This is a genomic window from Microcystis sp. M20BS1, assembly GCF_020245305.1.
Taxonomy (GTDB): domain Bacteria; phylum Cyanobacteriota; class Cyanobacteriia; order Cyanobacteriales; family Microcystaceae; genus Microcystis; species Microcystis ichthyoblabe_A.
Window position 1 is genome coordinate 1 of the sequence record NZ_JADBUZ010000233.1, and the last position, 19,653, is coordinate 19,653.

At 41.6% G+C, this 19,653-nt stretch carries 25 protein-coding genes and 1 pseudogene; 18 read left to right on the forward strand and 8 right to left on the reverse strand.

Translation table 11 applies throughout. The features are described 5' to 3' along the window. From IM507_RS21965 to hemB, 3 genes and pseudogenes are all read left to right on the forward strand, one after another. Window positions 1-308: pseudogene (locus tag IM507_RS21965) on the forward strand (hypothetical protein); the annotation flags it as partial. Between the two features lie 451 nt (window positions 309-759). Beyond that, on the forward strand, window positions 760-1,416 hold the full coding sequence (gene folE, locus IM507_RS21970) for a GTP cyclohydrolase I FolE (RefSeq protein ID WP_002752393.1): 657 nt from the start codon (window positions 760-762) through the stop codon (window positions 1,414-1,416). A gap of 116 nt (window positions 1,417-1,532) precedes the next feature. Beyond that, entirely contained in the window at window positions 1,533-2,513 is a 981-nt protein-coding gene (gene hemB / locus IM507_RS21975; RefSeq protein ID WP_002758385.1) for a porphobilinogen synthase, read from the forward strand. Here the strand turns inward: hemB and IM507_RS21980 are convergent. After that, entirely contained in the window at window positions 2,510-3,118 is a 609-nt protein-coding gene (locus IM507_RS21980; RefSeq protein WP_190537547.1) for a chromophore lyase CpcT/CpeT, read from the reverse strand. The two genes, hemB and IM507_RS21980, sit on opposite strands and share 4 nt — an antisense overlap. A gap of 77 nt (window positions 3,119-3,195) precedes the next feature. Here IM507_RS21980 and IM507_RS21985 point away from each other — a divergent pair, with 77 nt between their 5' ends. Together IM507_RS21985 and hisH are read left to right on the forward strand one after the other, a co-directional pair. Further along, the gene (locus IM507_RS21985) at window positions 3,196-5,274 is read left to right on the forward strand and encodes a thioredoxin domain-containing protein (RefSeq protein ID WP_287637748.1); all 2,079 of its coding nucleotides are present in this window, start codon (window positions 3,196-3,198) and stop codon (window positions 5,272-5,274) included. Window positions 5,275-5,488: 214 nt separating this feature from the next. Next, on the forward strand, window positions 5,489-6,127 hold the full coding sequence (hisH, locus tag IM507_RS21990; RefSeq protein WP_272103525.1) for an imidazole glycerol phosphate synthase subunit HisH: 639 nt from the start codon (window positions 5,489-5,491) through the stop codon (window positions 6,125-6,127). Here the strand turns inward: hisH and IM507_RS21995 are convergent. Continuing rightward, window positions 6,116-6,868, reverse strand: coding sequence for an ABC transporter ATP-binding protein (locus IM507_RS21995; RefSeq protein ID WP_069474538.1), 753 nt, complete (start codon window positions 6,866-6,868; stop codon window positions 6,116-6,118). The two genes, hisH and IM507_RS21995, sit on opposite strands and share 12 nt — an antisense overlap. A gap of 104 nt (window positions 6,869-6,972) precedes the next feature. Beyond that, window positions 6,973-8,088, reverse strand: coding sequence for a branched-chain amino acid ABC transporter permease (locus tag IM507_RS22000; RefSeq protein WP_002742401.1), 1,116 nt, complete (start codon window positions 8,086-8,088; stop codon window positions 6,973-6,975). 214 nt (window positions 8,089-8,302) lie between these two features. Here IM507_RS22000 and IM507_RS22005 point away from each other — a divergent pair, with 214 nt between their 5' ends. Continuing rightward, window positions 8,303-8,959: a response regulator transcription factor gene (locus IM507_RS22005; protein ID WP_002731853.1), complete on the forward strand. Its 657-nt coding sequence runs from the start codon at window positions 8,303-8,305 to the stop codon at window positions 8,957-8,959. A 14-nt stretch (window positions 8,960-8,973) separates the two neighbouring features. On the opposite strand, the gene IM507_RS22010 is transcribed toward IM507_RS22005, so the two are convergent. From IM507_RS22010 to IM507_RS22025, 4 genes are all read right to left on the reverse strand, one after another. Next, window positions 8,974-9,492: a low molecular weight protein-tyrosine-phosphatase gene (locus IM507_RS22010; protein ID WP_002752385.1), complete on the reverse strand. Its 519-nt coding sequence runs from the start codon at window positions 9,490-9,492 to the stop codon at window positions 8,974-8,976. Between the two features lie 2 nt (window positions 9,493-9,494). Continuing rightward, complete coding sequence (locus tag IM507_RS22015; protein WP_002752383.1) at window positions 9,495-9,788, reverse strand: hypothetical protein; 294 nt, start codon at window positions 9,786-9,788, stop codon at window positions 9,495-9,497. 130 nt (window positions 9,789-9,918) lie between these two features. Then, window positions 9,919-10,557: a DUF2834 domain-containing protein gene (locus tag IM507_RS22020; RefSeq protein ID WP_287637749.1), complete on the reverse strand. Its 639-nt coding sequence runs from the start codon at window positions 10,555-10,557 to the stop codon at window positions 9,919-9,921. Between the two features lie 285 nt (window positions 10,558-10,842). Then, complete coding sequence (locus IM507_RS22025; RefSeq protein ID WP_287637750.1) at window positions 10,843-12,435, reverse strand: hypothetical protein; 1,593 nt, start codon at window positions 12,433-12,435, stop codon at window positions 10,843-10,845. Between the two features lie 142 nt (window positions 12,436-12,577). Between IM507_RS22025 and IM507_RS22030 the strand changes: the two genes are divergently transcribed. From IM507_RS22030 to IM507_RS22065, 9 genes are all read left to right on the forward strand, one after another. Continuing rightward, window positions 12,578-12,721, forward strand: a complete 144-nt coding sequence (locus tag IM507_RS22030) for a hypothetical protein (RefSeq protein WP_184891179.1) — start codon at window positions 12,578-12,580, stop codon at window positions 12,719-12,721. Between the two features lie 59 nt (window positions 12,722-12,780). Further along, window positions 12,781-13,257 (forward strand): type II toxin-antitoxin system VapC family toxin, encoded by a 477-nt coding sequence (locus IM507_RS22035; RefSeq protein ID WP_287637751.1) that lies wholly within the window; start codon window positions 12,781-12,783, stop codon window positions 13,255-13,257. Beyond that, complete coding sequence (locus IM507_RS22040) at window positions 13,254-13,466, forward strand: hypothetical protein (RefSeq protein ID WP_002789670.1); 213 nt, start codon at window positions 13,254-13,256, stop codon at window positions 13,464-13,466. Before IM507_RS22035 ends, IM507_RS22040 begins: the two co-directional genes overlap by 4 nt. Window positions 13,467-13,559: 93 nt before the next feature. Further along, window positions 13,560-13,781 (forward strand): DUF2283 domain-containing protein, encoded by a 222-nt coding sequence (locus IM507_RS22045; RefSeq protein WP_002769518.1) that lies wholly within the window; start codon window positions 13,560-13,562, stop codon window positions 13,779-13,781. 36 nt (window positions 13,782-13,817) lie between these two features. Then, complete coding sequence (locus tag IM507_RS22050) at window positions 13,818-14,069, forward strand: hypothetical protein (protein ID WP_002769519.1); 252 nt, start codon at window positions 13,818-13,820, stop codon at window positions 14,067-14,069. Next, entirely contained in the window at window positions 14,062-14,361 is a 300-nt protein-coding gene (locus IM507_RS22055; RefSeq protein WP_287637752.1) for a hypothetical protein, read from the forward strand. Before IM507_RS22050 ends, IM507_RS22055 begins: the two co-directional genes overlap by 8 nt. Then, window positions 14,306-14,554: a DUF6883 domain-containing protein gene (locus IM507_RS23615; protein WP_353737727.1), complete on the forward strand. Its 249-nt coding sequence runs from the start codon at window positions 14,306-14,308 to the stop codon at window positions 14,552-14,554. Before IM507_RS22055 ends, IM507_RS23615 begins: the two co-directional genes overlap by 56 nt. 12 nt (window positions 14,555-14,566) lie before the next feature. Further along, entirely contained in the window at window positions 14,567-14,803 is a 237-nt protein-coding gene (locus IM507_RS22060) for a DUF4926 domain-containing protein (protein ID WP_002731660.1), read from the forward strand. Between the two features lie 210 nt (window positions 14,804-15,013). After that, a complete protein-coding gene (locus tag IM507_RS22065) occupies window positions 15,014-16,009 on the forward strand; it encodes a DNA cytosine methyltransferase (RefSeq protein ID WP_287637753.1) in 996 nt (331 codons plus the stop codon). A 109-nt stretch (window positions 16,010-16,118) separates the two neighbouring features. Here IM507_RS22065 and IM507_RS22070 read toward each other — a convergent pair whose 3' ends face one another. Further along, complete coding sequence (locus IM507_RS22070; RefSeq protein WP_123230069.1) at window positions 16,119-16,769, reverse strand: restriction endonuclease subunit R; 651 nt, start codon at window positions 16,767-16,769, stop codon at window positions 16,119-16,121. 284 nt (window positions 16,770-17,053) lie between these two features. Between IM507_RS22070 and IM507_RS22075 the strand changes: the two genes are divergently transcribed. From IM507_RS22075 to IM507_RS22085, 3 genes are all read left to right on the forward strand, one after another. Continuing rightward, window positions 17,054-17,440: a Pepco domain-containing protein gene (locus IM507_RS22075; RefSeq protein ID WP_287669827.1), complete on the forward strand. Its 387-nt coding sequence runs from the start codon at window positions 17,054-17,056 to the stop codon at window positions 17,438-17,440. After that, on the forward strand, window positions 17,440-19,464 hold the full coding sequence (locus tag IM507_RS22080) for a GUN4 domain-containing protein (RefSeq protein ID WP_287637755.1): 2,025 nt from the start codon (window positions 17,440-17,442) through the stop codon (window positions 19,462-19,464). Before IM507_RS22075 ends, IM507_RS22080 begins: the two co-directional genes overlap by 1 nt. A 48-nt stretch (window positions 19,465-19,512) precedes the next feature. Beyond that, window positions 19,513-19,653, forward strand: a 141-nt coding sequence (locus IM507_RS22085; RefSeq protein WP_287637756.1) for a type II toxin-antitoxin system HicA family toxin, incomplete at its 3' end; no start/stop codon positions are given.

Here is a 19,653-nt window from a genome sequence, read left to right on the forward strand (position 1 = left end):
ACAACTCAGCCAATTATTTAATCCGACAAAACTTCATTTATGGTCATGGCTATTTGACCTATAATCAGATGGCCTCTCTGATGAAAAAGACAGAACAGTATCAAGCTTTACCCGCTAAAGTTTCCCAACAAGTTTTAAGAGGATTAGACCGGAACTGGCCATCATTTTTTGCCGATTCATCATTTGACTATACTTTTACTAACTATCTTTCAACACGAATAGGATTATCTGGAAGGAATACTCTTTCTCGATCGCCTTGCTTCTCCAGCGAATTGATACTCGGAGGAAGAATAGCAAAAAATCAGTAATATTGCTGAATATAAGCGATAAAATCGCAAAATATGCTTATCTCTTCAAAATAGTTTAAACAGCTTAACAGGACTATATTTATCTGACGACAAAGTTTTTGTTCGTAAATCTAAATTTTTTGTTAAAATGATAACGATTATCATTCTAGGAGAACTACCCTAACAAACAAACAAATGAACTACTTGACAAAATAAATTAATTATGCAGTAGAACTCTGCCCTCAATTAACTAGGGAGATACTCAAGACTTTTTCGGTGACTAGGAAAATCAATTTTTCCAAGTTTCCGCACCGGAGATAACCCCAAAGACGAGGAAATAAACCGATAGCTTTCATTAGTTATCGTCTAGATGCCCAGAAAAATAAATACTCTAGCAAAGGGTATTTATTAACATTGGTAAAATCAGAAAACTCGGCCGATCAATTAACTATTGGAGTCCATAAAAATATCTATGACCTTAGCTAAGTCCAAAGCAATTTTCGACAATGATGACTACAATCACTTTCCCGAAGTGATTACCGAACCTAAATCGCCGGTATCGGAAGCCGAGATGATGCAAGCGGTAAGAACACTGCTGTTAGGATTAGGAGAAGATCCCGATCGCGAAGGTTTACGAGACACTCCTAAACGAGTAGTAAAAGCCCTAAAATTTCTCACTTCTGGTTATCAGCAATCCCTGGATGAATTGCTGAATGGGGCAGTTTTTCACGAGGATGCTAACGAGATGGTTTTAATCCGAGACATCGATATTTTTAGCTCCTGTGAACACCATATTTTACCAATTATCGGCCGCGCTCATGTTGCCTATATTCCTAACGGGAAAGTGATCGGTTTATCGAAAATTGCCCGCATCTGTGAAATGTACGCCAGACGACTGCAAGTACAGGAACGTTTAACCGCACAAATTGCCGATGCTTTGCAGGGATTACTGCAACCTCAAGGGGTAGCTGTGGTGATTGAAGCGACTCATATGTGTATGGTAATGCGCGGGGTTGAAAAACCCGGTTCTTGGACTTCTACGAGTGCCGTGCGCGGTATTTTTGCCGATTCTGCTAAGACTCGTCAAGAGTTTATGAGTTTGATTCGTCATAGTCCCGATTTTCACTAATTAGTCAGGGGGATTGGGATTATTTTATCGTCCTATCCCCAGTTTTTTCCTAGGTAAAAAACCAGAGCAAAACCAGCTATTTACTGTTTACTTTTTATTTTTAACTCGCTGTTATCATGCTGATTCGTCCCCGTCGTCTTCGTTATACTCCAGCGATTCGCCGTCTTGTTCGTGAAACTGAATTAACCGTTAATGACTTGATTTATCCCCTCTTTATCATGGAGGGAGAAAATCAAAGGGTTGCTATTCCTTCTATGCCCGATTGTTATCGTTATTCCCTCGATTTATTGCTCAAAGAAGTGGTTAATGCCTATAACTTAGGCATTAATGCCATCGCTCTTTTCCCCCTGATTGCCGAGGATAAAAAAGATAATTTCGGCAGAGAAAGTTATAATCCCGATGGCTTAGTGCCAAGGGCGGTGAAAGCGATCAAAAAAGAAGTCCCTGAAATAATTATTATTACCGATGTTGCCCTCGATCCTTTTTCGATTTATGGTCATGATGGTATTGTGGAGGACGGTAAAATTCTCAATGATGAAACCCTAGAAGTTTTAGTGAAAATGTCGCTCTCGCAAGCGGCAGCCGGGGCTAATTTCGTCGCTCCTTCCGATATGATGGATGGTAGGATTGGGGCGATCCGTCGAGCTTTAGATGCGGCTGGCTATTTGGATGTGGGAATTCTCGCTTATACGGCTAAATATGCCTCTGCTTATTATGGTCCCTTCCGAGATGCCTTAGAATCAGCACCAAAATTTGGTGATAAGAAAACCTATCAAATGGATGGGGCTAATAGTCGGGAAGCCTTACGGGAAGCCAGTTTAGACATAATAGAAGGGGCAGATATTATTATGGTTAAGCCCGCTCTGGCCTACCTCGATATTATCCGTCGTCTGCGCGATAGTAGCCATCTTCCCGTCGCCGCTTACAACGTCAGTGGTGAATACGCAATGATTAAAGCGGCGGCAAAACAGGGCTGGATTGACGAAAAAAGCCTGATTTTGGAAACTTTAATCAGTATGAAACGAGCGGGGGCCGATTTGATTTTGACCTATTTTGCTGCCGATGTGGCATTAATGAAACAGGAAAGCCGATTTTAGGGTTTTTGCCAGCGAAATTGATAGAAATTATCCTGCGCTCCCCATACCTGCTGCCCGCTGCTATCATAACCTCGATCGCTGGTATCCATGCCCTGGGAATTTAGAATAATTGTATTAGTTATTTTTACCGCACCTCTGGCATTAGTGGGACAACCCTGGGGGGGAGTTTCTCCCCGATACCCCCCCGCTATCGGTTGTAAAAACACAGTACACACCGACTCGGCCAAATCTGATACATTTAATTTTCTTTCTGTCAAGTCTTTGTTACAAAAATTAATAAAGTTAGGGGCATTATTTAACTTATAAGCTTTCGATTCCACAGTGGAATTATCAGCGCTAGGTTGAATGACTAAAATTCTTTGACGATAGGGTTGATTTAAGCGATCGATAATTGCCTGTTCCTGATAAAGATAAATATTATCCTGTTTGGGGGAAAAATCCACGGCACAGGTGGTCATTTGCACCTTAGCAATGCGGGGGTTAGTCTGCGCTTGTTCCCTGGTATCCATAACCCCAATTAAATGATTAGCCACCCCCTGCACTTGCGGATTAAGGGGCAAAGATTGAGTGAGAAAAAATCCTAGGGCGATCGAAGTTTTCAGCATGAGCAGAAGCTTGATTCCGGTTAGTCTCTAATTAGCTTAAACTAATAAGCAGCAAGAGCAAAAATACCCCTTTTCCCATGGCTAATCATCTGGCTGCATCCGAAAGTCTTTACCTGCGAAAACACGCCGAAAACCCGATCGATTGGTGGTATTGGTGTGACAGCGCCCTAGAAATTGCCGGGAGAGAAGATAAACCGATCTTTCTGTCGATCGGTTATTCTAGCTGTCATTGGTGTACGGTTATGGAAGGAGAAGCGTTTTCCGATCGGGCCATTGCCGATTATCTCAATCAGTATTTTTTGCCGATCAAAGTTGATCGGGAGGAAAGACCGGACATCGATAGTATCTATATGCAAGCATTGCAGATGATGGTCGGTCAAGGGGGTTGGCCGCTGAATGTCTTCCTAACACCGGATAGTTTAATTCCCTTCTATGGTGGCACCTATTTTCCCGTGCAACCGCGCTTTAACCGGCCCGGTTTTCTGCAAGTGTTGCAATCGGTACGTCGCTATTATGACGAAGAAAAGGAGAAATTAAGCAAATTCACGGCCGAAATGCTGGGCGCGCTGCGTCAATCGGCTATTTTACCCCGAGCAGAGACCAATTTAGCCGCTCCTTCCCTTTTAGCCACAGGAATCGAGACAAATACTGCGGTGATTCAGGTTAATCCCAATAACTACGGTCGGCCCAGTTTTCCGATGATTCCCTATGCTAATCTGGCTTTGCAGGGTAGTCGCTTTGGTGACGATTTTGAGGATTCCCTCCGGCAAGCAGCCTATCAACGGGGGGAAGATCTGGCCCTGGGGGGAATCTATGACCATGTAGGGGGAGGATTCCATCGTTATACGGTGGATTCGACGTGGACAGTTCCCCATTTTGAAAAAATGCTCTACGATAACGGGCAAATTGTCGAATATTTAGCCAATTTGTGGAGTGCGGGTGATCGAGAAGCGGCCTTTGAGAGAGGGATTAAAGGCACGGTTAACTGGCTAAAACGGGAAATGACCGCCCCAGAAGGTTATTTTTATGCGGCCCAAGATGCCGATAGTTTTGAGAAGGCCACGGATGGGGAGCCGGAGGAAGGGGCCTTTTATGTCTGGTCGGATCGGTCGTTAAGGGATTATCTCTCGACCGAGGAATTGGGGCTGCTGCAGGCTAATTTTACCGTTACTGCCGAGGGGAATTTTGAGGGTCGTAATGTCCTGCAACGTCGGCAAGGGGGAGAATTAGGGAAGGAGATAGAAAATCTGCTCGATAAGTTATTTATTCGGCGTTATGGCAGTTCTCAAGCCCAATTAGCTCTTTTTCCCCCCGCCAGAGACAATCAAGAGGCGAAAACCGTCTCTTGGCCGGGACGGATTCCGGCGGTAACGGATACGAAAATGATCGTCGCTTGGAATAGTTTGATGATTTCCGGTTTAGCCCGGGCCTTTGCCGTCTTTAGCGAACCTTTGTACTGGCAAATGGCTACTCAAGCGGCCGAGTTTATTCTCAAGCATCAGTGGTTAGATGGACGTTTTCAGCGCTTGAATTATCAGGGTCAGGCCTCGGTTTTGGCCCAATCGGAGGATTTTGCCTATTTTATTAAGGCTTTACTGGACTTGCAAACGGCTAATCCCCAAGAAACTGGCTGGTTAGAGGCGGCTATCGATCTACAAGGGGAATTCGACCGCTGGTTTTGGTCCGAGGATGAGGGGGGATATTTTAATACTGCTTCTGATCATAGTCTCGATCTGATCGTGCGGGAACGAGGTTATACGGATAATGCCACCCCTTCAGCCAACGGAATTGCGATCGCTAATTTAGTGCGTCTGTCGCGATTGACGGAAAATCTAGAATATCTCGATCGGGCCGAAAAGGCCTTGCAATCTTTTAGTACCATCCTAGAACAGTCCCCCACCGCTTGCCCCAGTTTATTTGTTGCTCTCGATCACTATCGTCACGGTTTCTGTCTGCGCGCCCCGGAAAGCTCGATCGAGCCGCTGTTAGGTCGCTATTTGCCCACTGCGGTGTATCGAGTCGATGACAGTTTGCCCCCTAGCACATTTGGGTTAATTTGTCAAGGGTTATGCTGCCTTGAACCGGCGGAAAATTTAGAACAGTTAGACCGACAAATTGCCGGGGTGATGGCGGGTCCGTCAACACTGCTCGGTTAGGGATTTTTTCTCTCTGCTTCCCGCTCTCCTAGTAAATAGGCTCTGGTGTTTGGCTTTCGTTGGCAACTTCAACTAAGAAAACGGAGAGGCTATGGCTTTAGAAACTTTCGGATGATCAGTATATAACAATGACCTTAATTGCTTTTTGAGTCAAGACCTAATTTAGCGGCGTGATTGCTCTAAAATAAGGTCATCGCCTGATCAGTATATAGCAATGACCTTAATAGCTGTCATCGATTATGACATGGGAAATCTGCACTCTGCCTGTAAAGGACTGGAAACCGTGGGTGCAGTGCCGAAAATTACCGATTCTCCCCTCGATCTCGAAAAAGCTGACGCTATTGTCTTACCCGGAGTCGGTTCTTTTGATCCTGCTGTCCGGCAAATTCGCAGCCGTCATCTCGAAAAACCGATCAAAGCAGCGATCGCTAACGGTAAACCCTTTCTCGGTATCTGTCTCGGTTTACAAATTCTCTTTGACTCATCAGAGGAAGGACAAGAGGCGGGTTTAGGGGTTATTCCGGGGACAGTGCGCCGTTTTCGCTCGGAACCGGGCATTACCATTCCCCACATGGGTTGGAATCAATTAGACTTCACCCAGCCGGATCATGCTCTTTGGCAGGGATTACCCCCGCATCCTCACGTCTATTTTGTCCATTCCTATTATGTTGATCCCCTTGATAGTCATCTAACTGCTGCCACCGTCACCCACGGCAGTCAAACGGTGACGGCAGCGATCGCTCGTGAGCGTTTGGTAGCGGTGCAGTTTCACCCGGAAAAATCCTCGACTAATGGCTTAAAAATTCTGGCTAACTTTGTTCAGCAGGTGCAAAAATTAGCTTTAGTCTCCTAAATAAGCCTTTAAAACCCGCTCGTTTTTTTGGATTTCACTGGGAATACCATCGGCTAAATTTGTCCCTTCTGCTAATACCCAAATGTGGTGACAAAGGGACATAATCACATCCATATTATGCTCGATAATTAAAAAGGTAATTCCCTGACGATTCCATTCGATAATATGGTCGCTGATTTGACCGATTAAAGTGGGATTAACTCCAGCGGCCGGTTCATCTAATAAAATTAATTTTGGCTCGGTCATTAGCGCTCGGCCAATCTCTAATAATTTACGCTGTCCTCCCGATAAAGCCCCCGCATAATCGTGCGCTTTTTCCCCTAGACCGATCGAATCTAATATGTCCAAAGCTTTGGCACGATTTTCCTGTTCCTGTTGGCGAATTTTTGCCCCCTGAAACCAGACTTTGAGAAAATTTTCTCCCGTTTGTCCCGGACTAGCTAAGAGCATATTTTCTAACACCGTTAATCGGGATAATACCCTGGCGACTTGAAAAGTTCTCACACATCCTTTCAGGGCAATTTGATAGGGAGGCAGCTGATGAATCGGCTGACCATCAAGAAAAACTTCTCCTTTATCCGGGCGAATAAAATTAGATAAAAGGTTAAAAAGTGTGGTTTTGCCGGCTCCATTAGGACCGATTAACCCGGTAATGCTGCCCTGCGGCACGTCCAAATAAGCATTATTGACGGCACGAATGCCTCCAAAACTTTTCGATAATCCTTTGGCAGAAAGTAACATATATAAATTATGAATTATGAATTATGAATTATGAAGTGGGAAGTGTTTTCAGTGAAGAGTAATCGATGAACTGATAACTGATAACTGATAACTGATAACTGAAATTATTTTCCCAAAGTTAACTCCTCTTTTTTGCCGAGGATACCCTGGGGTCGCCAGATCATTAAAACCATGAGCAGCAGACCGATAATCATAATCCGTAAAGCCCCTAATTGGCTATCATTAAAAATATCTAATTGGGGTAGAATAAAGCGAGTCAGGGAATCGTAAGCCCAGAAAATTACTGCTCCTAGTAAGGTGCCGGCATTGCTACCAGAGCCACCGAGAATAATAATAATCCAAGCGTTAAAAGTCAATAACGGTTCAAAATTAGTCGGGTAAATAGTGGTTAATTGCCATGCTAAAAAAGCCCCGGCTAAACCAGCGATCGCACCGCCTAACATCAAAGATTGTAACTTATACCAAAAGACATTTTTTCCCAAGGCCCGGGGAATTTCTTCATCTTCGCGGATAGCTTTGAGGATGCGTCCCCAAGGCGATCGCAAAAGTAATTCTAAACCAGTATAAACGAGAGCGAGGAGGACTAAAACTACCACCATCAGCCCCGCTTTGTAATTATAATCATTCAAGGCAATTACGCCGTTTATATACAGAAAAAGCAGGATTATCGCCCCTAACAACCCCCAAAAGATTAAAGCTCTCTTTTGCGTCGGTTGATAGCTTTTGCCGCTAATTTGCCCAGCTTCGCGCCATTGTCGTTGCAGATTGCGCCCCAATTGCCAGAGAGCAAAGATAGCAAGCAGGGTAAACAGGGCAATAATTAATAATTTGACGGGAAAACTGGGATTTATATCCAAAGGTAGGGGATAACGTTGTAGTCCGAAACTGCCTTTCGTCAACCAATCCTCGTTAAGCACCAGCAAACGAATTAACTCAGACACCCCGATGGTGACAATCGCTAGATAATCGGCTCTTAATCTCAGGGTGGAAAAACCGATGGCTAATCCCAACAATGCCCCTAGGAGCGCCCCGACAATGGCAGCAAAAATCATCGGTACACCCTGTAAAGTTAATAAAACCGTGGCATAAGCCCCTAAAGTGGCAAAAGCAACGTGACCAAAGTTAATTAAGCCAGTAAATCCCCATTGTAGATTTAAACCGAGGGCAAAAATCGCGTAAATACCCGCCCAAATTGTCAGGGAAACTAAATAATCTGTCATCTTAAGTAAAAAGTAAAAAAGGGGTTGGGGGAGTGGGGGAGTGCCGGAGTTGGGGAGAAAAAAGCTGAAAACTCACATCTGATTACTGAAAAGGCTGATTGCTAACTGCTAGTATAATATCAGTTAAAATGGCCTCTGTAGCTTGATGGACAATTGTGACGAGCGGAGGGTGCTAGGCTATTAATAACGAAAAAACCTTGTCCTGTTGATTTCTATGCCTCTTTTGATTCTAATTGCCGATGATGATCCCGGTATCCGCCTAGCGGTCAAAGATTATTTAGAATTAGCAGGTTATAGTGTGGTAGCGGCGAGTAATGGTTTGGAAGCTTTGAATTTATTGGATACCTATCATCCCCATCTTTTGGTATCGGATATCAAAATGCCGCGTTTAGACGGTTATTCTTTGGTGACTAAGGTGCGGCAACAGCCAGAATTTAGGTTATTACCAGTAATTTTTTTAACCGAAAGAGGGTCAACGGAGGAAAGAATCCGCGGTTATCAAGTGGGTTGTGATATCTATCTTCCTAAACCTTTTGAGATGGAGGAATTAAAAGCAGTTATTCGCAATCTTTTAGAGCGATCGCAAATGGTGCAAAGTGAACGTCAATATCAGAAATTAAAACCAGAAGAAAGTCCCAAAACTAGGGATGTTTTAACTTCTTCTTTACAGGACGATTTTAAGTTAACTAATCGCGAGCGGGAAGTGTTAGAACATTTAGCCCGGGGACTTTCTAATAGTGAAATTGGGCAAAAACTGCATCTTAGTTCTCGCACGATCGAAAAATATGTTAGTAGTTTACTCAGAAAAACAATTACTAACAATCGCGCCGAACTGGTTCGTTTTTCCCTTGAACATAGATTAATCGATTAGCTGAAAGAAAAAACTTAAATTTTGTTTTTTACTTCCTCCAAAAGACTGCCACAGGAGTCTAAAAGTAGCTCGATTACGCGGTCAAAACCTTCACGACCACCGTAGTAGGGATCGGGAACTTCTTTTTCTGGGTGATAACGAGCATAGTCACACATTAACTTGATCTTTTCTTGATATTTTCCTGTCCGATCTAGGGATAAAATATCTTGATAATTGGCTTTATCCATGGCTAGGATTAGATCAAAATTCTCGAAATCTTCGCGGGTAAATTGTCTAGCTGTCCCTTGCAGAAGAATACCGCGTTTTTTGGCGGCCGTATTCATGCGAGAATCAGGAGGAGAACCGATATGATAACCGGCAGTCCCCGCAGAATCACATAGGATTTTATTGCCTAATCCTTCTTGTTCAATCAGATAAGTCATGATATTCTCGGCAGCGGGAGAACGACAGATATTTCCTAAACAGACAAAGAGTAGTTTATAGGGCATAAATTGACTGGTAGAATCATCACTAAATTGCCAATTATAGGGCATTTCTAACATCCCGATAAAGATTTATCCTCAAAAAACTCCTCGCTGTCCATTAACCTAATTTTGGCTAATCCCAAGCTTTCTAAATAATCTTGCCACCCTTGGGGAGTATCTTCGATCGCTAATAATCCTAATATCCTAGCTACGTCTGCTACCCAGGGTAGGGTATGAATTCTATAACCCTGCCAGTTTACCTCTAAGGATAACCAAGCGGGAATCTCTTGGGGGTTAAATTGTTGGGAGGCAAGATAATCAGCTTGAAAGCAGTAAATCCGAGGTGGTTTTTGACTCTCTAACAAGGTTAAACACTCCTTCTAATCTGGACATTAATCTCTTTCCCCATATTTTAGGGGAACCTCAGCATAATTTTTGTTAAATATGAACTTCTCTTGTCAAGAAATAGTTAAGTTTGCTCAAGACAATTTACCCTTAATTCTCCCCTAAGCGAGGACGAATAATTAAATAAATTGCCGGACCGATTAGAGGCAAAAGGGAAATTACCGGCAACAGGAAAGGATTTTTTAATCCCCGTCGGGTTAGATCATCTTGCAGCAAAATTGGACATAATAGGGTTAAAAGACAGAAATCTAAACTCATAACATGAATAAAACGGCTAGTTTGCCACTGATGCCAAAAATCAGACCAATTGCCGTTAATTAATCCGTAAGCGATTAAAATTGCCGCAGTAATTAGGGCAATTACTCCTAACCAAGGTGAGTCTAAAAGTTTAATGACCAGATTTTTTTTGCCAGTAAAATTGCTGTTGGGTTGACGGAGAGTTAGATAGGGTAAAATAGCGAAAGCACCCACGGCAAAGGAGGCAAAAGTAAAGGGCCAAGCGATGATTTTTTGGTCACGACCATCGATAATTAAAAGGCTAGTGTAGATAAGTGGCCAAACTCCCATCAGGTTGAAAAGAGAGATAATTAACGGGTTAATATTTTGCCATTTGCCAGTGGAAAGATCGATAATTAAATTCATTGTATCTGGTTGGTCGGGGGGTGCTAGTAAAAAAGCGTATAATCCGAAGCCTAACCAAAGTAAACCGAGAATAATTTTTGTTAACATGGGAGTAGATAATTAGGTTAATTGAGTAATCGGGTCTTCAGCATATATATTACTAGAAAAGTGATCAAAATATCAAGCAAGATTACCTAATCAATGATCACTAAGTAGGTAGGCGTTAAAAATTATCAGATGCCCCCCTTATTAAGGGGAGATCCCCCCGCCTATCGGCACCCCCCTTATCAAGGGGAGATCCCCCCGCCTATCGGCACCCCCCTTATCAAGGGGGGCAGGGGGGATCGAACCTAAAATCCATTTTTAATTTAATTATAACCAGCTACTTAATTTTTAGGGAAAACGACGAGGATTCATGGTTTCTCCTGGGGTAATTTCTGCACTTTTGGAGTGGAGTAAGCGAGTTTGTTCGAGGATAGTTTCTAAGTCTTCATCCGAGAATTCTTGTACATAGTTTAATTTGACTTCTTCTAGGAAGATAATTAATAACATCTCGATTCTTTCTAGACTGTGACGGGATTGTAATTCCCCGGCGAGAGATTGCCCGAAACGTTGGACTAATTGCTGTAATAAACGCTCAAAAACTTCGTCTTCCTGGGTAATCTTGTCAGCTATATTAACAAAGGATTGATACAATTGACTAGATAGACGATTACTCAAGTCAGTTTTTAACCCTTTCATGCCGGGTAATCGCAATAAGCTCTGATACGCAGGAGTTTGACTGAGAATTTTCTCGATATTGTATTTAATTAAAGCTTCTGCTTCCGGTTTAACTTGCGGTAAAACCTTATCAACAGTGCTATTAACTACTAACCGAAAAATTTCGATAACTTCATTAGTATCATTGAGATTATTATATCCACCACTAAGGGATTGATCGAGAAATTTCTCCACTTGTCCCCGTCGGATATATTCCTGTATTTGATTAATAATTCTCAGGAATATTATCTCAGTAATATCTTTAGAAATTAGCGCAACTAAGCCTTTAACTGCCTGTTCTTTAATCAACCTTAAGTTAATAATTTTAACTTGATCTAGGCGAATAACGGTAGGAATAAATCGCAACCATCTCCAGATAGGAATAAACAGAAAAATATCATACCAACGCCATAACATAGCCTCGCGCCAACGCAGGCCTTTATGAGTGCGAGCAATCCACCAAGTTCTCAGCATAAATTCCCAGAAAAAGATGGTGCCAAAGAAAAAATCGATCGCCTCAAAGTTATCTATCGGTCTCCCATCTTCTCCCAGGGGACGAAAATAATTAGTTTCTATTAAAGGTTGAATTTCTTGATTGAAAAATTTCAACTCTTTTTCCCAGCCATTTTGACTGAGATAATCCCAAGTCCAAAACTTCTGAAAGGCTGCTTTTGCGGAAACATTTTCTGTTTTAAAAACCCGCAAGCGCATTTTATTTTTAATCTTTTCTAAAGTCCCAGTTTTCTCGGCCGAGGCAAAGGGATTATTATCGATCATATCGACACTTTTTTGGCGTAAATTGGCTAAAATTTTCTCAATCTCTTGGCGATATTCTTGCAGATTAAACTCTGGGTTAAAGACCTTTTGATTAATTATTTCATTAAGTTTATCAACCGTAGCTAAATATTCGCTGGTACTGCGATAGGGTTTAATCCCTTTCACCACATCATACTTAGCGATTCCTTTAACAAAGGGAATTTCTAGGGGTTTGTCGGGAGGTATTTGTAATTCTTGAAAGGAAATCGGCCCGAGTTGTATTGGTTCATTAAATCTTAATAAAGTTATTTGCAAGCGTCCCTGTAACCAAAAATCTCGCAGGGGAATATAGGTTAAATCGAAAATAACCAGAATATAATTGCATAACACCAATAGGGCCATGCAAGTCTCAAAGAGATTGCGTAGGGAAAAACGACGGTTTCTGATCACGGGGTTTTTAGTCAAAGTCATTAGCCTAGAAAGCACACTTTGACTATGGTAAACCGAAAACGCCTAATTTTTTTACCTGAAAGCGATTACCCTGAATTGATTTTTATCTGTCAACAAGCCTAGGTTAAAATAGAGAGACAAACGTTGAAACAGAGTCTAGTCAATGACAGCACGGCAACCTCGCCACAGCAAAGAGGAATTTGCCCGACGTGGCGATGAACTCTATCAATCCCAAGTGCGATCGAGGTCAAAGAGGTCAAGCCTGATAGTGCGACAACCTCCTTACAGAGATAGGATAGTAGAATAGAGGAGGCTACCATATCGCTTCTTCAGACTCTAATTTAGTCTTGTAGATCAGTTATTACCATGAAAGAAAAAGTATACTTGGATTCCACCGTTCCGAGTTATTACTTTGATGAGCGTGAAACTCTAAAAGCTTTTACCGAAGTCACAAGGAAGTGGTGGTCGGAAATGTCCAGTTATTATGATTTATATATTTCAGATGCCGTGCTTCAAGAACTAACCGACGGAAACTATCCGCGTAAAGCTGAAATTATTCATTTGGTTTCGAGGATTCCTTTACTACCGCCGACTTCTGCTCTTGAACAAGTTGTCGAGTTTTATCTTGCCAACTATGTCATGCCAAGGTCTCTTGTGGGCGACGCTCTACATCTTGCCTATGCCAGCTATTTCGACATTCAATATCTCGTTACTTGGAATTGCAACCACCTAGCGAATGCTAACAAACGGAAGCATATTCGCGTTATCAATGCCCGCCTTGGTTTGTCAACACCTGAAATTATCACACCACTTGAACTATTCAAAGAGGAGAATAACTTATGATCCACTCAGAGATTTTGCAAGAAAAAGATAAAACTCAAACAAGATTATCGGAGGAATGCACGTCTATCCATGACTATTTAGTTAAGTCTCGCATTGCTGCGGAAAAGGCTGCGGAATCCTACGGGTTTACTCTCAAGTATGCTGAAGAAATTCATAAAATTCGAGAAGAACACGGCAAAGCTTTCAACGCCAACACAACAGCCTCTTAGGTTGGCTTGAGCGAAACAATTTAGATTAATTCTGATTAATTGCCAATTCATTGCCGACACAAGAGTTAAAGCGATAACAATTAGAGGAATTTGGTGAACAAGATACACTATAGCCCAGATGTGGATGCTTTATTAATTGAGTTAAACAATAATCCAATTGCTTACGCAGAGGAGGAAGGGAAAACAATATTACATTATTCCGAGGACGATCAGTTAGTTTTAATCGAGATTCTAGATTTTGGTTGTTCTCTATCGGAAGATGCTAGACAAGAACTTGCAAAATCCATATCTTCTCGTGAATCGATTAAAATATAGTTATTAGTTAATATCCATCTCACAACAATTTAAATCATGAAAGGTATTCAGTATATTGTCGATGAAACAGGAGAAAAAACAGCAGTTGTTATCGATCTAAAAGAATGGGGTCAACTGTGGAATGAGTTTTATCAAAATTTACTCGATCGCTCTCCCGTAAACGAAGACTGGATAAATCGATCGCCTTTTCGAGAAAAATTAGATCAGGCTCTCGCATGGAATGCTAATCATCCACCGCAGTTATCAGATCTAGAATCCCTAGAGAGCAAACTTGAAAATAATGAGTAAGGTTTTACTTGATCTGAACAATCCAATTTTTCAGCGAGATTTATTCAATTTACCCAAAAGTGAAGCATCATCCGCTCTGAAAACTTTCAGGAAAATTTCTCAACTAACTTGGGAGCAGTTATATCAAGATCAAGGATTAAAATGGGAGAAAATTAATTCTAAAAAAGGTCAAAAAGGAGAAAAATTGTACAGTTTTAGAATCACGCAAAAATGTAGAGCAATTGCTGCTAGAGAAGGTGATTATTTACGAATACTTTCTTTACATTCCGATCACGATTCAGCTTATCAATAATAATTTGGAACAAGATTTAAGACGTATTCTTCTCAACGAGGCCACCTTAAATAAACAAACAAAGTTCGGTGATATTTATGAAATTAAAGGACTTTTACAAGGGGTGAACGGGATAAACTTACGAGTCTCTACCTATTGGATTATCGACTCACTTACGAAAGAAACAAGATTTGTGACTTTATTACCAGATTAAAAGAGTTAGACTATGAAATTTGATATGTTTTCCGAAGTTCAATTAACCGAAGATTTGCCAGAATCTAATTTGTCTCGTGGCACTCACGCGATTATCGTGGATTATTGTCCTCGACCCGAAGGCCAAGAGGATGGCTATGTTTTAGAAGTGTTAAATAATCAGGGAAAAGCCTATACAGTTATCGCTGTAGAAGTTTCCAAGATTGAATCAATTCAAAATCTTAAACAGGATGAATTTCAAATTATATAATTCTGTTATTCTTCGCTGTGATTTCCTAGAAAACTGAGGTTTAAGAAGCTTAACCCACCATCCTTTTTTTGTGTATGTCTCCAGGGATGACGACTGTTTTCAGTTTGTTACTCTCAAGCGCCAATGAAATATTTACCGTCCGCTCTTTGGTGAAAGTTGAATAAGTTAAAATCAAAGAGAATATCCCTATCGCTACAATCTCAACTATCGATGAATCTCCTGAAAGATAGTAAAAAAATTCGTTTTATTGACCTCTTTTGTGGTTTGGGAGGGTTTCGAGTGGCGATTGAACAAGTTTGTCGCCAAAAAAACTTAGAATCTGATTGTGTTTTTTCCTGTGATATAGATAAAGATGCTCAGGCAATTTATCAGGCTAATTTTGGCGACCAACCCCGGGGAGATATTACCGAAATCGCTGCCCTAGATATTCCCAATCACGATATTTTAATGGCGGGATTTCCCTGTCAACCCTTTAGTATTTGTGGTGATTTAAAGGGGTTTGAAGATACCAGAGGCACGCTATTTTTTGAGATTGCCCGCATTTTAAAAGCCAAACAACCCGCAGCATTTATTCTGGAAAATGTCAAGCAATTGCAGGGACATCAACAGGGAAAAACCTTGCAAGTTATTCTCGATACTTTACAAGATTTAGATTACTATACCGATTATCGGGTTTTGAATGCTCTTAATTTTGGTTTACCGCAAAAACGGGAACGGATTTTTATCGTTGGTTTCCGAGAAACTAGGGGTTTTATCTGGCCAAAACCAGCTTTATCTAGAACAAGTTTAACAGAAATCTTAGAGGAAAATGTTTCGGATTTTTATTATGCTTCCGAAAAAATTCAAAAAAGTCGCCTGCTGAAAAGAGAGGGAAAAAAACCTTATAGTGAACCGACTATCTGGCACGAAAATAAAGGAGGAAATGTCAGCGCTTATCCCTATTCCTGTGCCTTGCGAGCAGGAGCATCCTATAATTATTTGTTAGTGGATGGGAAAAGACGCTTAACAGCAAGAGAAATGCTACGTTTACAAGGTTTTCCCGATGATTATCAAATTGTCGGCAGTTATCAAACTATGCGAAAATTAACGGGTAATAGTGTAGCGATTTCCTGCGTAGCTGCTGTGGTTAATTCTGTAATCGAGTCTTGGTTAGATATTGAGCAAGCATCAACTAATTCATTCTCGTTCAATCGACACCTTAATTAAGTTTATTTTTGACTTAGGAGTTTTAGATAGTGGTAATTATTCAAGACGCTTTTAATTCCCTATATAGACAGTAAAATACTAGGAGATTATAGCCTGTTTGAGTCCTAATTTATGTCTCTAAAATTAGCTGACCCATTGCCTTGAGCATTTGGAGCAGATTAATTGCTGATTCAGGATACATTAAATTAAGTTCTGGCATTATTTGATAAGTGGGGTTAGTTTCTTGTCTGAGATGGACGAACATATATTGTAAGCCATTAGTTGCTAATCCCCAAACTGAGGGTTGTCTTTCTAAGCTATTGTAGGCATAAGTCAATAATTGAGGTAATCCCTGACGCACTTCGATTCCACTCTCTTTAGCTTCAATGACTAAAATCCAAAAAGGGATATCATTGACAGTTGCTATCGAATTATTCACCGTGACAATATCAAACCGTCCGCTAATAGTTTTATCTTCATCCACAAGGATAATATTATCAATCCCTTCTTCAACCCTAATCTTAATCGGATAACGATAAAAACCCGCTAACCGCAATAGGGGAAATAGGGTTGAAACTTTAACTTGTCCTTCTGATGCTTTATCTTCCATCAAATAGGGTCGAAAATCGTTGCGGATTTGAACAAGTTCTAATTTTTCTGCGTCGCTGACGGTTTCCAATGTTAAAAGCTCTGTAAATGAAACATCCTCAAGCTTTTCTTGGAAATTAAGATGACGTTGAACATCAGCAAGGGTTAGTTTACTCGTTTTGAGGGTAAGCATTGATTGAGCAAGCAGTACAGTCCTGTTTCCATGATAGCGGAAAATAGGTTTCTCGGCTGTTCTTGCTAACAAAATAAGCCAAGACAGAAACACAAATTTAACAATAAAGTTGCTGGGTGGGGTGCGGATTGTTAATGTTGGTTTTTTAAAAGAATTGGTTGCCTTCTAACGCACTTTACACTCGTCGGCCTTTTTTGGGACTATTAACCCCTATCTCTATAGGTGAGTTAGCAATGGGTAACTAGAATAATAAAGGAGAACCATTGCCGAAAAACGAGAACGCTATGCCAGAAGAAACTATTTGGATTATCACCGCAGAAGATACCCCCGTCACCCCCGATAAAGATGCGAAAGGAAACGACACCTATGACAATCCCTGGGACACGAGGAAAACTATCACCGAAGCTGCGACTCGTGGCGTAAAAGTGAGCATAGAGAAGCTAGAGACAGAACTATCCCATTTTCTCCAGCTTATCGGCAAAGTCTTCAATCAAGCACAGAAACAGGTCAACGAGCAAACCGGTTTTAAACTCGATGAAGTAGAGCTTTGCGTAGAGATTACCGGAGAAGGTGAAGTAAAATTATTAGGGACGGGGATTAAGACCGGCACCAAAGGCGGATTAACCCTAAAATTCAAGCGAGACGAGAAAAACACACCGACCGCAGACTAATGGCGAACTGGGGATTATTTATCGGGATAAATCAATACAAACGCTTGAAACCGCTCAAATGTGCCAAGCAGGACGCGGTAGAGATGGCGCGTTATTGTCGTGACGAAATTAATTTTGAGGAAGTTTTCCTGTTTACCGATGAGTCTGACCCAATAACCGCGCCGAATGGTTCCCAACAGGAGACGAAACCGACGTACACAAACCTAATGGCTTTCCTGCAAGACTTTTTCGAGTCGCAACGCTTAGAAACCGGCGATAATTTCTGGTTTTTCTTCAGTGGCCACGGATTACGCCATCAGGGACAGGATTATCTCGTTCCCAGCGAGGGACACCCGACCTTAATCGAACAGACGACCATTCCCCTCAATTACGTTACCCAACGTTTACGGAGATGCGGTGCAGATAATATCATTCTCTTTCTCGATGCCTGTCGCAACGAGAACGACTTTAGCAATAAATCCGTAGGCTGGCAAAAGCAACAGGGAGTGATAACCATCGCTTCCTGTAGTCCGATGGAGGAATCCTACGAAATTCCCGAACTACAACAGGGTTCGTTTACCTATTCACTTCTAGAGGCTTTACGAATCCAAGGGGAAAATAACTGCGCCACGGTAGAAAGACTCTGTAATCGTCTCCGCGAAAGGATTCCAGAAATCAACCGACAACACAACAAACCCCCGCAAACTCTCCATTCTATTGTCGAACCGCATTATAAAAATCATCTGATTCTGTTACCGAAACAGGCAAAGACTCCCGATATAGAGTTATTGCGAGTGGAAGCTTTAGAGTTGGAAGTGGAGGGAAAGCTAGAGGAAGCGCGACAGTTGATGAGACGAGTTCTGGCTTTGGATACAACCAGACCTAAATACTGGCAAGATTACGACAGAATTAATCGAAAATTAGCACAACAGCATATTAGCCTTCCACCGTCTTTAGAATCCTCTAAACTAGAAGACGCTAATTCCACTAGCAAAAATATTTCTATCTCACCAGACCAATTATCACAAAAAAAACAAACGACTTTTCTAGAAGAATCACCATCACTTATTTGTCATTATCTTGACCGAGTTGGTCTTGAGACGGGAGGCTATAAAATCGCCTACAAAGGCAGTGATTCCTATTTTTGTTCTAGTCCTTACCAAATATTAGATACCAATCCAGACGGTCTAGCAAATAACATCGCTTATTATGTTGATGGAACAAAGAACAGTGCAAACGAATTAAAAATAGTCCTAAATGTTAATCAAGTTGAAAAATCAGAACTTGGGCATAAGACACTTCTAGACTATAGTGATAGTTTAATGCAGTCCGCTACGGGGATGGACTTACCTGATACTATCAAAACGGCGATTATTAGTGGAGTAAGTCAAGAATACACTACCGATAGTTTTATCCTAAAAGTGTTTCGGGACGATTGGCCTACAGGTCGAGGATATGCAATAAAATTTATCATTAGCTCGCTTTACTCTGTAAATTCAGCCATCGTGCCACCAACAGATCAAAAAATCGAAATCGAACTAAAAAGCGAGAAAGGAATCGATTACACGAAGCTACGGGATTTACTGAAACAACAGCAATGGAAAGAAGCGGACGAGGAAACCGCGACAGTGATGGTACAGGTAGCCAACCGAACAGAAGAAGGATGGCTACGGGTAGAGGATATGGATAATTTTCCCTGCGAGGATTTGCGAACCATTGACCAATTATGGGTTAAATATAGTGGCGGTCGCTTTGGTTTTTCCGTGCAGGCGAAAATCTACCGCGAACTCGGTGGGACGCGGCAGTTGGATCACAGAGTTTGGAACGCTTTCGGAGATAGAGTAGGCTGGCGAGTGAATAATAGCTGGATATACTACAAAGATGTTACTTTTGACCTAAAAGCACCCCTAGGACACCTCCCGGCATGGGATGCAGGAAGGGAATTACCGGACGACTGGGAGAGTTTAGGGTGGATAGTTCAACTTGAAGAAGCATGGAGTGAGATAGATTGTACTATTTCTCTTCTCTCGCGTGGAGACTTGTGAAATGTAACATATAAAGGTAACAGCCAATTTTTAAGAATCAGATATAATATGAAAGTTAGAGATGTAATTAGATTACTAGAACAAGATGGATGGTATTTATCGAGAACAAGGGGAAGCCACCGACAATTCAAACATTCTCTGAAATCAGGTTTAGTTACTGTTCCGGGTAAGCCATCCGATGATTTAGCG